Raw genomic sequence first — 12957 nt, 5'->3', positions numbered from 1 at the left:
ACGTACCCCCGCGCGGCGGCTACGCGGTCCGGCCGTCGCGCAGCCGGACCGCCGCGCGCCCGGTCGCGGGGTCACGCTCAAGGAGCACGTAACGGCTGAGGACGGCGAGGGCGACGATGCAGCCGCTCATCTCCAAACCCTCCTCCACGAGCGTTCCCAGCATGAGCACGACGCTGTGGCCGTTCTCGAGCGCCCAGCCGTTGAACGCCTCGGTCACCAGCGCCCCGCCGAGGTACACCCCCAGTGCGCTCAGCACCCCGTTGCGCAGATCGCGCGGGAGCTTGCGCGCCCACAGCACGGCGCAGACGGTGCCCGCCGCCGCGAGCAGTGCCCCGGGCAGCACCCAGGCGTGCGTGGGCAGCGCACCCCCGGCCCATTCCTTCCACGACCGGCCGACCTCGCCGAGGCGCTCGTGCAGCGACACCGTCTCGTCGATGCTGAGCAGCGCGGTCGCGGCGGCGAGGCCCAGCCACGACAACCGCCCGGGGCGGGTGTCGCGCCCGCTGAGCAGGGCCGCGGTCAACGCCACGCCCGCCACGGCCAACAGGAGCGTGCTGTTCCACCACGTGGCCAGATTGGCCTCGACGTCGACGTTCACCAACCTGCGGATGGTCGGTATGGAGTCGTAGTGGTTGTAGGCACGCGTACCGAGGTCGGCGAGGAGTAAGAACGCGGTGGCGCCCGCGGCGAACCACAGGACACGGTGGGCAGGCGGTCTCACGAGCTCACCGACGCGCTGGTCGTGGGTTTGTGTATCGGTCATGCGTACGGAGGCTAGCGGCTTGATCGGCGGACGCAGCGTTCGGGGCGCTCCGCGGGGTGCTGTTCCGGACAGAAGTCCCGCGGCGGCGCGTGCGCGCTGAACCCGCTCCCCGCGCCGAGTTATTGGATTGCCGCTGATCCGCACGGTCGGATAGGAAGCTCCCATGCTGAGAGGGAACAAGGTCGGGCTCAGGGCCCGGCACGAGGACGACGTGCCCGTCCTGCACGCCGGACTCCACGACGACGTGGTCAACCAGGCGCGGTCCGACACCCGGCCGTGGCGGCCGATCACGCCCGGCTCGAAGGAGTCGCCCTTCGCGGTGGACGACAAGGAGCTGCGCCACGCCACCTTCTCCGTCGTGGAGTTGGAGGGCGGCACGCTGGTCGGCGACGCCGTGCTGTGGAACATCGACCAGCACAACCGGTCCGCGCACATCGGCCTCGGACTGCTGCCGTCCTCGCGCGGCAAGGGCTACGGCACGGACGTGGTCGGGGTCCTGTGTCACTACGGCTTCGTGGTGCGCGGCCTGCACCGCCTGCAGATCGAGACCCTGTCGGACAACCCCGCGATGCTGCGTTCCGCCGAGCGCAACGGCTTCGTCCGCGAGGGCGTGCTGCGCTCCTCGGCCTGGGTGATGGGCGAGTTCGTCGACGAGGTGCTGCTGGGACTCCTCGTGCGGGACTTCAAGCCCGACCTCGTCTCGTCGTGACCGCTGGCAGCCGGGGCCCGGCCCGGTGACGCTCAGAACGCGCCATTGGTGACCCGTGCGGCGGACGCCGGGGTTGAGGGAGCGGGCCGTGGGGCACGGCTGTGCTCGACCGGGCGCGGGAGCGGAAGGAGCCGGGGCGATGGGCGACAGGGGCACTGCTGGTGAGCGGGGTGCGCACGGCGGGGACGGGGGAGGCGCCGCACTCATCGACGCGGCGCTCGGCTTCGTCTTCCCGGCCGCGCTCAGGGCGGCCGCGCTCGCGCGCGTGGCCGACCACCTGGCCGACGGCCCGCGTGCGCCCGCCGAGTTGGCCGCCGCCACCGAGACCGACCCGGCGGCCCTGACCCGGGTGCTCCGACTGCTCGCCACCCGGGGCCTGTTCGTCGAGGACGAGCAGGGGCGCTTCCGCCTCGGGGCGGCCGGGCAAGCACTGCGGTCCGACGTCCCGGGCTCCGTACGGGACGGGATCCTCATGATCACCGACCGTACGTTCTGGCTCCCGGCGGGCCGGATGGACCACTGCCTGAGCACCGGCGAATCCGTCTTCGAGGAGATCTTCACCCGGCCGTTCTTCGACCACTTCGCCCAGGACGCCAAGACCGCGGCCGTCTTCCACGACGGCATGGCCGCCATGTCCGGCGTGGAGAACGAACCGATCGCCGGCGCCTACGACTTCCCGAAGACCGGCACCGTCGTGGACGTCGGCGGCGGCCAGGGCGGGTTCCTCGCCGCGATCCTGCGGGCCGGGCCGGGGCTCAAGGGGGTCCTGTACGACCGGGCCCACGTCGTGGCCGGGCACCGCCTCGCCGACGACGCGGCGCTCGCCGGACGGTGGTCCACCGCTGAGGGCGACTTCTTCACCGACGTGCCCAAGGGCGACGTCGTCGTCCTCAAGCGCATCCTGCACGACTGGCAGGACGAGCAGTGCGTCCGCCTGCTGCGCGCCTGCCGCCGCGCGCTCGCCCCGGGCGGGCGGATCCTCGTGGTGGACGCGGTCATCGCACCCGACAACCGCCCTCACCAGGCCAAGGACCTGGACCTGTTGATGATGGCTTCGCTGGTGGGGCGCGAGCGCACGCACGAGGACTTCCGCGCCGTGCTGACCGAGGCGGGCCTGCGGCTGACCCGGGTCGTTCCCACTCCCACCGTCCTGAGCGTCGTCGAGGCCCAGGCCGTGGACGACGCGTAGGCACCGGACGCCTCCCGGACGCGCGCGGCCGGGCGGGATCGTCCGCTCCACAAGCCCCTCGGGCACCGGGACGTGGCCCGCATCGACCCGAAGCCCGCGCGGACCACCGCCCCACTACCGTTGCTCCGCATGACGGCACCCGACACGGACATCACCGAGGACTTGATCCGGGAGCTGCTGCGCGCACAGCACCCGGACCTGGCGGACCGCCCCCTGAAGCTCGGCGCGCTCGGCTGGGACAACCAAGTGTGGCGGCTCGGCGACGACCTCGCCGTGAGGATGCCCTGGGCGACGCGGTCCGCGGACGACCTGCTGCGCAAGGAGCACGCCTGGCTGCCCGCCCTCGCGCCGCGCCTGCCCCTGCCTGTTCCCGTCCCGCAGCGCCTCGGTGAGCCCTCCGCACGGTTCCCCCGGCCCTGGCTCGTCACCACCTGGGTGCAGGGGGAGCCCGCCGACCGCGCCCCCGCCACGCGCCCCGCGGACGCGGCCGTCACCCTCGCCGCCTTCCTGGCCGCCCTCCACCGCCCCGCCCCCGACGCGGCACCCGAAGGCCGCGACCGTGGCGGCCCGCTGGCCGACACCGCCGAAGCGTTCGCCCAAGGGCTCACCTCGGCCACCGAACGGGGGCTGGTCCGCGACCCGGAGGCCGTCCGCGAGGTCTGGGAGGACGCCGCCGCCGCGCCGGGCTGGGCGGGACCACGGCTCTGGCTCCACGGCGATCTGCACCCGGCCAACGTCCTGACCTCGCACGGCACCTTCTGCGGCGTCATCGACTTCGGCGACCTCTTCGCCGGTGACCCGGCCTTCGACCTCGCCGCCGCCTGGATCCTGCTGCCGGACGGAGCACTCGACCTCTTCCACGAGGCCTGTCGGCCGAGCCCGGACACCGCGACCCTGCGCCGCGCCCGCGGCTGGGCGGTACTGCGCGCGCTCGCCTGCCTCCACATCGCAGACGCCGGAGTCCGCGGCCGCCCTGGAGGCAAGGCCACCTGGGGGCCGCCCGCTCAGGCCGCGCTGCGACGCCTCACCGCGTCGGTCCGCCCGTGAGCCGCGCCCGCAGGCAGCGGGTGCCACCCGGCCCGGACAGGCCGCCGGGGCCCGCGGCTCACGGCAGGGGGAGTTCGGCCAGGACGGTCGTGCCCGTGCGGGAGGGGCGGATCGTGGTGTGGGCGGAGTAGGCCTCCACGAGGGCGAGGCCGCGGCCGGACTCGGCGTGCAGGAGGTCCGCCGTCGTGTCGTCCGGCGCGGTGGTGTGCCGGTCGGGGCGGCGCGTCACCCGGCGGTGCCAGCAGCCGGTGTCGTGGACCTCGACGCGCAGGACGCCGGTCAGGAGGCGCAGTCGCAGAGTGACACGGGGGCTGCCGCTGTGCAGTATGACATTTGTGACCAGCTCAGTGACGACGAGCGCCAGCGCTTCGCGGGTGGCGGCATCGAGGTGCCAGGCCTGCGCGGACGTCGTCGCCAAGCGGCGCAGGGCCGGAGCCGCGGCGGCGGTGGCCGCCAGCGTGGCCAGCGACTCGCGGTGCACGGTGGCCGGGCCAGTGGGCGCCGCGGGCGCGGCCGGGATCGCACCGGTGCCCGTTCGGGACGGTTGCGCGTACTGGGCGGTGATCATGCGGTCCTCCCGCTGCCGTGCCCGGAGCGTCGCATCACGGGCGCTTAGCACGCTGTCAACCACGGCAGGCGAAAAGCAATCAGTGCCGGGCGAAATACGGATACGCAAAGAAGGCCGGAAGGCCTGGTAGACGGCGTACAGGAGCAGCGTGGTCACGCAGGGTGAGGAATTCTGGGAAGGCCGGATACGGCGGACACTGGCCGAGAAGGACGCCGGTCCCGTGCTGGTCCTGGTTGCCGGAGCCGCGGGCACGGGCAAGAGCCGGCTGCTGCGGCGCCTGGCCGAGCTGCCGGAGGCCGCCGACGTGATGACCCTCTGGCGCTGCGGCGACCGTCAGGCGCCGGACATCGCCGCCGACGCCCCCGCGCTGCTGCTGGTGGACGACGTGCACGCGGCGGACGCGGCGGCCCTGGCCCGGATACGGGACGTGGTGGCAAAGGCCGCGCCGCGGACGGCCGTCGTCGTCACCTACCGCCCCGAAGAACTGGCCCGGCCCGGTCTGCCGTTCGGTCCCGCGCCGCTTCGCTACCCCGACGGCCTGGTGATACTGCGCCACCAGGTGCTGCCGTGGCACGCCGGTCAGGTCGCGGAGGCGGCTCGCGAGGTCCTGGGGGAGGGCTGCGCGCCCCAGGCGGTGGCCCGGCTGCACGAGCGGTCGGGCGGTGTGGCCCAGGTGGTGGTCGACCTGCTGGCCGTGCTGCGCGACAGCGCGGGGGAGCGCTGCACCGCCGCTGACGTCGATGCCGCGGGGGTGCCCGTACGGCTGGCCGAGCTGATGCTGCACCGCACCGATGCCCTGCCCGGTCCCGCCCGGCGTGTGGTGTGGGCCGCGGCGGTCCTCGGCGAACCGGCGTCCGGGGCGGACCTGTTGGCCGTGGCCGGGCTCGATGTGCGTACGGCTCAAGGAACGGACGACGACCCCGGCGGCGACGGCGGCCGGGAAGGCCATGACGGCCGCGACGCGCTGGTGGCCGCCCTCGCGCGAGCCGCCCTGCTGGAGGACGCCGAGCACCGCTACGCCGTGCCGGTGCCGCTCGCGGCCGAGGCCGTCCTTGAGGCGGTCCCCGGGCCCGTGCGCCAGGAACTGCACGGCCGGGCGGCCGCACTGCTCCAGCGCAGGCACCCCGTGCCCTGGGCGGCCCTGGCCCGGCACCGCCGGGCGGGCGGTGAGATGCGCGCCTGGCTGCGGGCCGTGGAACGCGCGGCCCGTGAGTTCGCAGCCGAGGGCCGCCACCAGGAGGTCATCGCGCTCCTTGAGGACACCCTCGCCTCGCCGCTCGTGTCGCGCCCCGCGCGAGCGCGCCTCGCTCCCGTCCTGGCCGCCAGCGCCGTCGTCGCGCTGCGCTCCGACCAGACGGTCGAGGTGCTCACGCAGATCGTGCAGGACGAGGACCTGCCGCGGGCCGTACGCGGCGAGATGCGCCTTGACCTGGGACTCCTGCTGTGCAACCAGGTCGGCATGAGCACGCACGGCTGGGCGGAGCTGGAACGGTCCGCCGCGGAGCTGCGCGAGGAGCGGCCGGAGCTCGCGGCCAGGGCGATGTCGGCCCTGGCCATGCCCTACTGGCCGGGCAACTCCCTGGACGTCCACCTGGCGTGGATGCGGGACGCCGAGCGGGCCAGCGCGGCCAGCGGTGACGAGGTCGTGAAGACCGCCGTGGCCGCGAACCGGGCGGGGCTGGCCCTCAGCTACGGCAACCCCGAGGGCTGGGAGCTGCTGAAGGCCCTCCCCGTCGACAGCCCCGACCCCCGCTGCCGCCGCCACGCGGCCCGCGGCCTGTGCAACGCCGCGGACTCCTCGGTGTGGCTGGGCTACTACGACCGCACCCGCGAACTGCTCGACCAGGGCCTCGAACTGTCCGCGCGCAGCGGCGCCCCCTACACCGAGCGGACGGCGATGGGCACCCGGCTGCTCCTGGAGTGGGCCACAGGACAGTGGGAAGGCCTCGGTGAGCGCTGCGAAGCGTTCGTCCGCGAAACCGCCGACATGCCGGTCATCTCGGCCGACGCCCGCACCGTGCTGGGGCTGCTCAACCTCGCGCGCGGCGGCTGGGGCCCGGCGGCGTCATGGCTGTCGGGCAAGGACGCGCCCCTGGCCGAACACGCCGCCGCACCCCTGGGCGCGACCCTCGCCGGGGCGCTCATCCGACTCGCCCTGGCGCGGCAGGACCTCGCCGACGCGGCCGCGCGGGCCCGTACCGCCTGGAACAACATCGTCACCAAGGGCGTGTTCGTATGGGCGGCGGAGCTGGCGCCCTGGGCGGTCGAGGCGCTGGCCCGCGACGGCGACACCACGGGCGCGCGCCGGCTCGTGGACGCCTTCTCCGACGGCCTGCGGGGCCTCGCGTCCCCCGCCGCCGACGCGGCCCTGTGGTGGACCCGCGCCGCGCTGGCCGAGGCGACCGACGACCCGGCCGGGGCCCGCCCCCTCTACCAGCGGGCGGCAAGCGCGTTCGCCGCCCTGCCCCGGCCCTACGCCCACGCCTTGACGGCCGAGGGCGCCGGACGCTGCGCCCTGCGGGAGGCGGACGCCCACACACCCGAAGGCCGCGACACGAAGGACGACGACCGCGACGACACGCACGACGAGGACACCACCCCCGACACGCCCCGCGAACAGGGCCTCGCCGATCTCGCCTTCGCCGCCGAGCAGTTCAGTGACCTCGGCGCGGCCTGGGACGCGGCGCGCGTACGGGCGCTCTCGCGCGCCCACCAGCCCGAGAGGCACCGGCGCCGCCCCGGGCGGCCCTCCTATCGCGACCAGCTCTCCCCGCGCGAGCGCGAGGTAGCCGAGCTGGCGGGCAACGGGCTGACCAACCGTGAGATCGCCACCACCCTGCACCTGTCGCCGCGTACGGTCGAACAGCACGTCGCCCGGGCCATGCGCAAACTGGGCACGGCGACCCGGCAGGAGCTGGCCCCGTAGGCCTCCGGCACGCCCCCAACGCCGCCCGGCAAGGATCGCGTTGAGGGAGCCGGTGCCCGTGCCGACGCCAAAACCCCAGGTCAGGCCTAGACCAACACGGCCTGTAGGCCTGGTTAATTGCGTATCCGTAGGTTGGGCCTTCCGGATAGGCGTGCTGTTCGTCCGGTCATAAGTTCCCTGCCACCGGTTGGTCGAACGTTCATCTGTTGCAGGCCGTACGAGTCCTGTGTGACGGACGGGCGTGCGTCCGGCCTGTGGCGCGTCATGGCGTCTTCGCGGAGCCCCGCGCGCCGTCGTGCCTGTGCCGCCCCCACATCCCCACACGCACCACTCGGCACAGGCGCGAAGCAGTTTTGTCATGCACGGCACGAACCGCTGGTCCGGCATGCCCGGACCAGCCCGTGAAAGGCACATCTTGAGCGGTTCCACACGCATACGCATATCCCTGCTGGCCACGGTCGGCGCCGCCGTCCTGCTCGGCACCGGAGTCACCACCGTCGTCGCGGCCCCGGGCCCGGACTCCGCCGCGGTACCCGGCGCGTCCGTGGCGAAGGCGGTCCCCACCGAGCGCCTCATCGTCGGCTACACCCCACACGCCGACGAGGCCACCTCCAACACCGAGGCCCGCGCCGACGCCCGCGCCAAGGGCGAGGACGTCGGCGAGAGCCTTGCCTTCGAGCGGCGCCTCGGCACCGGCGCCGCCCTGGTCGACCTCGGTGACGACCTCGGCACCAAGGACGTCAAGGACGTCATGGCCGCCTTCGCCGCCGACCCCGACGTCGCGTACGTCGTCCCCGACACCCGCGTGTACGCCGCGGCCGACCCCAACGACACCCTCTACGCGCAACAGTGGGACCTCTTCGAGGACAAGGCCGGCATGAGGGTTCCCGGCGCCTGGGCGCAGGGCGCCACCGGTGAGGGCGTCAACGTCTCGGTCATCGACACCGGCTACGTCGCCCACTCCGACCTGGCCGCCAACGTGGTCCCCGGGTACGACTTCATCTCCGACCCCTGGATGGCCCAGGACGGCGACGGCCGGGACGGCGACTCCGCGGACCCCGGCGACTGGATGAACCGCGGCGAGTGCGGCACCGACGCGAAAGGCCAGCCCGTCCCCGCCCGCGACACCAACAACTCCTGGCACGGCACCCATGTCGCGGGCACCATCGCGGCCACGGGCGACAACGCCAAGGGCATCACGGGCATCGCCCACCGGGCCAAGGTCCAGCCCGTCCGCGTCCTGGGCAAGTGCGGCGGCACCACGGCGGACATCATCGACGCCATCACCTGGTCCTCCGGCGGCACCGTGCAGGGCGTCGCGGCCAACCCCCACCCCGCCGACGTCATCAACATGAGCCTGGGCGGCGGCGGTGCCTGTGACGCGGGCACGCAGAGCGCCGTCAACGCAGCAGTGAACCGCGGCACCACCGTCGTCGTCGCGGCCGGCAACTCCAATGCCAACGCCGCGAACTTCAACCCGGCCAGCTGCAAGAACGTCATCGCCGTCGCGGCCGCCGACCGCCAGGGCAACCGGGCCGTCTACTCCAACTACGGCAGCGTCGTCGACATCACCGCCCCCGGCGGCGAGACCTCGCCGAACACCGCCGACGGCATCCTGTCCACCCTGAACTCCGGCACCCGCAGCATCGGCGGAGAGACCTACGTCGCCTACCAGGGCACCAGCATGGCCGCACCCCACATCGCCGGGCTCGCCGCGCTGATGTACCAGACCAAGTCCGGCATCACCCCGGCCCAGGTCGAGTCGGCCATCAAGGCCAACGCCCGCCCGCTGCCCGGCACCTGCTCCGGCGGCTGCGGCGCGGGCCTGGCCGACGCGACAGCGACCCTGTCCGCGCTCGGCACCCCCTGACCGGAACGGAACCCCACGGGGCCCGGCGCCGCGGCGGCGCCGGGCCCCGGCCCGCGCACACCGACGGCCTCAGCCCTCCTTCGGGGGCGGCACGGGCAACGAGCCCACCGGGCAGTCCGCGACACCGGCCGTGTCACGGGTGATCGCCTCGGCGTTCTCCGCGGCCTTGGCCGGGTCGGTCACCCAGAGCCGGTAGAAGTCGAACGGGCACTCCGCCACGCCCCGTTCGCCCTCTCCCGCCGCGTGCACACCGGAGTAGCCGCGGTGCATCAGCTTGTACAGGTGGTTCTGCGACTGGTCGTGGGCGCGCGCGTCCCGGATGGCGGACACCGACAGCTGCGCGTACTGCATGCCGTACTCCTCCTCACCGGTCTCGCCCAGCGTGCGCCCGTCGAAGCCGATGAGCGCGGAGTGCCCGAAGAAGGAGTAGACGCCGTCGAACCCGGTGGCGTTGGCGACCGCGACATAGCAGTTGTTCGCCCAGGCCATCGCCTTGGCCATGAGGACCTGCTGGTCCTTGGCCGGGTACATATAGCCCTGGCAGCGCACGATCAGCTCGGCGCCCTTCATCGCGCAGTCCCGCCAGATCTCCGGGTAGTTGCCGTCGTCGCAGACGATCAGCGAGATCCGTAGGCCCTTGGGGCCCTCGGTCACCCGAGTGGAGTCCCCCGGGTACCAGCCCTCGATCGGACACCACGGGAAGATCTTCCGGTACTTCTGCGCGATGCGACCCTGGTCGTCGATGAGCACCAGGGTGTTGTAGGGCGGCTTGTGCGGGTGGTCCTCGTGCCGCTCGCCGGTCAGCGAGAAGACTCCCCAGACCCCCGCCTCACGACAGGCCGCGCCGAAGACCTCGGTCTCCTCACCCGGCACGCGGGAGGCGGTGTCCAGCATCTCGCCCGGGTCGTACATGATCCCGTGCGTGGAGTACTCGGGGAAGACGATGAGGTCCATGCCCGGCAGGCCGACCTTGACGCCCCGCACCATCTCAGCGATCTTCCGGGCGTTGTCGAGCACCTCCGCCCTGGTGTGGAGCCGGGGCATCTTGTAGTTCACCACTGCGACCCCGACCGTGTCCGGGCCGGAGGCGATGTCGCCATGGCGCATCGTTCGCTCCTTCCGTTGCGTTGTCGTACCGGGCGTCCCCGCCCAGACAACGCCCGCCCCGGCGGCATGACAAGCGTTCCGGCAGGGAGGCACGGGACGGAGCGAGTCCCTCATCCACCGCCATATGGGCGCATTCCGAACAGGTGACCACGCGCGGTCCCGGGTACGTACCAGGGCGCTCGGGTCCACCGTGGGCCCCCGGCCGCCGAAGGACGTCACCATGCCGGAATCCCGTCCCTCACGACGCCGAGGCGGCGCGCTGTGCGCGCTGGTCCTCACGCTGTCCGCTCTCCTCACCGCACCGGCCACGGGCGCCGGGGCCCCCGGCCGACCGGCCGCGCGCGGCCCGGGGGCCGACGGCCCGGTCGTCGTCACCGACCACGGGCCGGTGCGGGGCCGGTCCCACGGCGTGTACGACACCTTCGAGGGGATCCCCTTCGCCGCGCCGCCGACCGGGCCGCTGCGCTGGCGTGACCCGCGACCGGCACGGCCCTGGCAGGGGGTGCGCGACGCGGGCGCGCCCGGCCCGAAGTGCCCCCAGCTCCCGCAGTTCGGGCCCGGCCCCGTGACCGGCTCGGAGGACTGTCTCACCCTCAACGTGACCGTGCCGTCCGCCCCGGCCCCCGCGGCGAAGGGGCGGGGCCGGCCGGTCATGGTGTGGGTGCACGGCGGCGGCTTCACCATCGGCTCGGGCTCCCCGTACCGGGCCGAGCGCCTCGCCGTCCAGGGCGACACCGTGGTCGTGACGCTCAACTACCGGCTCGGCGTCCTCGGCTTCTTCGGCCACCCGGAGCTGCGCGGCGCGACGAACTTCGGCCTCGCCGACCAGCGGGCGGCGCTGCGCTGGGTGCGGGCGAACGCGGCCCGCTTCGGGGGAGACCCGGCCCGGGTGACGCTGTTCGGGGAGTCCGCCGGAGCGCTGAGCGCCTGCGCGCACCTCACCTCGCCGAAGTCCGCGGGGCTCTTCCACCGGGCGGTGCTGCAGAGCGGGTCCTGCATGACCGCGTTCCCGCGCGGTGCCGTCCTCCCCGCACAACCTCGCTACGAGCCGTTCGTGCCGCGCAGCCGGACGGAGACGGCGGGCACGGCGGCCGCCGCCGCACTCGGCTGCGCACGGCCGGGCGGGACGCTCGACTGCCTGCGCCGTCTGAGCCCCGACAAGCTGGTGACACCCACGCTGACGCAGACGTTCTCCCTCGTCTCCTACGGGGGCGGGGAGCTGCCCCTGCGCCCCGACCGGGCCCTGGAGAAGGGCCGTTTCCGCCGCGTGCCGGTGGTGCAGGGCACCAACAAGGACGAGCTGCGGCTCTTCCTCGCCCTGACGCAGTCGGTGGCCCCGATCCCCGACGCGCGCGCGTACCGGGCCCGGCTGGTCAACTCCTTCGGCACGGCGGCAGCGGCCGTCGAGAAGCAGTACCCGCTGACGGCCCACACCTCGCCGGGGGCCGCCTGGGCCGCCCTGACGTCCGACGCCTCGTTCACCTGCCCCGCACTGCGGGCCAACCGCGCGCTGGCCGCGCGCGTGCCCACGTACGCCTACCTCTTCAGCGACACGAACGCGCCGCGCCTCGCGGAGCTCCCGGCGGTGGAGGGCTACCCCTACGGGGCTGCGCACGGCTTCGAGCTGCCGTACCTCTTCCCGACCGACACGGTGCCGCGGTTCACCCCCGAACAGCACGCGCTGGCGGCCCGCATGGCCGGCTACTGGACCCGGTTCGCGACCACCGGTGACCCGAACTCCCCGGACGCGCCCGCCTGGCCGGGCTCCGCCACCGGCCCGACCGTGCTGTCGCTGGCCCCCGGTCCGGACGGCATCCGCCCGGTGGACGCCGCCCGCGCACACCACTGCGCGTTCTGGGACGAGCAGACCGACTGAGCGGGCACGGGTCCGCCGACGGGAACGTCGCGCGGCCCGAGCCCTCGGCCCGGCCCCGTGGCCTGTGAAACGATCAGCCTCATGGTGTCTGTGAGCGCGTTGCTGCCGGTGGAGGCGATCCGGCTCGGGGCCGAGGCCGAGGACTGGCGCGGGGCGGTGCGCCTCGCGGGTGAGCTGCTGGTGGAGACCGGCAGCAGTACGGACGCGTACACCGGCGAGATGATCCGGAGCGTCGTGGACAACGGCCCGTACATCGTGCTCGCGCCCGGCTTCGCCTTCGCGCACGCGCGGCCCTCACCGGCGGTGCTGCGGACGGGCATGTCCTGGGTACGGCTCGCGCGGCCGGTGGCGTTCGGGCACGCGACGAACGACCCGGTGGACCTGGTCGTGGCGCTGGCCGCGCGGGACGCTTCCCAGCACACCGAGGCGATGGCCTCACTGGCCCGGCTGCTCGCGGACCCGGAGACCGAGCGGGCCCTGCGGAACGCGCCCACGCCGCAGGTCCTGCGGGCGCTGCTCGCGGGGCAGGCCCCACCCGGGCCCGCGCGGGACCGCGCGGCAAGCGGCGGCCGGACCGTGCACAAGATCCTCACCGTCTGCGGCAACGGCCTGGGCACCAGCCTGTTCCTGAAGAACACCCTGGAGCAGGTCCTCGAACGCTGGGGGTGGGGCCGGTACGTGACCGTGGAGGCGACCGACACCATCTCCGCCAAGGGCAAGGCGGCCGAGGCCGTCGCGATCCTCACCTCCCGCGAGATCGCCAGGACCCTCGGCGACGTCGGCATCCCCGTGAAGGTCGTGGACGACTTCACCTCCACCGCGGAGGCCGACCGGGTGCTGCGGGACACGTACGACGTATGAGCCGGAGCACCGCACACGACAGTGGAGAAGTGGGAGGAAGA

Annotated in this window: 9 protein-coding genes and 1 pseudogene; 7 read left to right on the top strand and 3 right to left on the bottom strand. The window is 73.9% G+C overall.

Annotated elements, in window-relative coordinates; translation table 11 throughout:
• Nucleotides 1–19 precede the first annotated feature (19 nt).
• Entirely contained in the window at nt 20–763 is a 744-nt protein-coding gene (locus AC5WAM_RS01150) for a DUF8692 domain-containing protein (RefSeq protein WP_366791854.1), read from the bottom strand.
• Nucleotides 764–926: 163 nt separating this feature from the next.
• On the opposite strand from AC5WAM_RS01150, the gene AC5WAM_RS01145 reads away from it, so the two are divergent.
• The 3 genes from AC5WAM_RS01145 to AC5WAM_RS01135 all read left to right on the top strand — a co-directional run bounded on the left by AC5WAM_RS01145 (nt 927) and on the right by AC5WAM_RS01135 (nt 3708).
• Entirely contained in the window at nt 927–1472 is a 546-nt protein-coding gene (locus AC5WAM_RS01145) for a GNAT family N-acetyltransferase (RefSeq protein ID WP_366791855.1), read from the top strand.
• Nucleotides 1473–1611: 139 nt separating this feature from the next.
• Nucleotides 1612–2661 carry a methyltransferase gene (locus AC5WAM_RS01140; protein WP_366791856.1) on the top strand — a complete coding sequence of 350 codons (1050 nt, stop codon included), beginning with the start codon at nt 1612–1614 and terminating at the stop codon, nt 2659–2661.
• A 129-nt stretch (nt 2662–2790) separates the two neighbouring features.
• Nucleotides 2791–3708: a phosphotransferase gene (locus AC5WAM_RS01135; RefSeq protein WP_495521185.1), complete on the top strand. Its 918-nt coding sequence runs from the start codon at nt 2791–2793 to the stop codon at nt 3706–3708.
• Between the two features lie 58 nt (nt 3709–3766).
• Here the strand turns inward: AC5WAM_RS01135 and AC5WAM_RS01130 are convergent, their stop codons facing one another.
• Nucleotides 3767–4276 carry an ATP-binding protein gene (locus AC5WAM_RS01130; protein WP_495521184.1) on the bottom strand — a complete coding sequence of 170 codons (510 nt, stop codon included), beginning with the start codon at nt 4274–4276 and terminating at the stop codon, nt 3767–3769.
• A gap of 148 nt (nt 4277–4424) precedes the next feature.
• Here AC5WAM_RS01130 and AC5WAM_RS01125 point away from each other — a divergent pair, with 148 nt between their 5' ends.
• Together AC5WAM_RS01125 and AC5WAM_RS01120 are read left to right on the top strand one after the other, a co-directional pair.
• The gene (locus AC5WAM_RS01125; RefSeq protein ID WP_495521183.1) at nt 4425–7202 is read left to right on the top strand and encodes a helix-turn-helix transcriptional regulator; all 2778 of its coding nucleotides are present in this window, start codon (nt 4425–4427) and stop codon (nt 7200–7202) included.
• A 448-nt stretch (nt 7203–7650) separates the two neighbouring features.
• Nucleotides 7651–9060, top strand: a pseudogene (locus AC5WAM_RS01120) (S8 family peptidase); the annotation flags it as partial.
• Between the two features lie 81 nt (nt 9061–9141).
• Here AC5WAM_RS01120 and AC5WAM_RS01115 read toward each other — a convergent pair.
• A complete protein-coding gene (locus tag AC5WAM_RS01115) occupies nt 9142–10179 on the bottom strand; it encodes an aliphatic amidase (RefSeq protein ID WP_495521182.1) in 1038 nt (345 codons plus the stop codon).
• A gap of 220 nt (nt 10180–10399) precedes the next feature.
• Here AC5WAM_RS01115 and AC5WAM_RS01110 point away from each other — a divergent pair, with 220 nt between their 5' ends.
• Complete coding sequence (locus tag AC5WAM_RS01110; RefSeq protein WP_495521181.1) at nt 10400–12055, top strand: carboxylesterase/lipase family protein; 1656 nt, start codon at nt 10400–10402, stop codon at nt 12053–12055.
• Nucleotides 12056–12136: 81 nt separating this feature from the next.
• Nucleotides 12137–12916: a PTS sugar transporter subunit IIAB gene (locus tag AC5WAM_RS01105; RefSeq protein ID WP_495521180.1), complete on the top strand. Its 780-nt coding sequence runs from the start codon at nt 12137–12139 to the stop codon at nt 12914–12916.
• Nucleotides 12917–12957 lie beyond the last annotated feature (41 nt).

This window comes from Streptomyces sp. JLYT201 (assembly GCF_059448825.1).
This window is presented reverse-complemented; position numbering and strand designations above follow the sequence as displayed.

Bases quoted from the DNA above. Each gene is read 5' to 3' on its own strand.
- AC5WAM_RS01150 (WP_366791854.1), bottom strand. From the start codon at position 763: ATGACCGATACACAAACCCACGACCAGCGCGTCGGTGAGCTCGTGAGA.
- AC5WAM_RS01145 (WP_366791855.1), top strand. From the start codon at position 927: ATGCTGAGAGGGAACAAGGTCGGGCTCAGGGCCCGGCACGAGGACGAC.
- AC5WAM_RS01140 (WP_366791856.1), top strand. From the start codon at position 1,612: ATGGGCGACAGGGGCACTGCTGGTGAGCGGGGTGCGCACGGCGGGGAC.
- AC5WAM_RS01135 (WP_495521185.1), top strand. From the start codon at position 2,791: ATGACGGCACCCGACACGGACATCACCGAGGACTTGATCCGGGAGCTG.
- AC5WAM_RS01130 (WP_495521184.1), bottom strand. From the start codon at position 4,276: ATGATCACCGCCCAGTACGCGCAACCGTCCCGAACGGGCACCGGTGCG.
- AC5WAM_RS01115 (WP_495521182.1), bottom strand. From the start codon at position 10,179: ATGCGCCATGGCGACATCGCCTCCGGCCCGGACACGGTCGGGGTCGCA.
- AC5WAM_RS01110 (WP_495521181.1), top strand. From the start codon at position 10,400: ATGCCGGAATCCCGTCCCTCACGACGCCGAGGCGGCGCGCTGTGCGCG.
- AC5WAM_RS01105 (WP_495521180.1), top strand. From the start codon at position 12,137: ATGGTGTCTGTGAGCGCGTTGCTGCCGGTGGAGGCGATCCGGCTCGGG.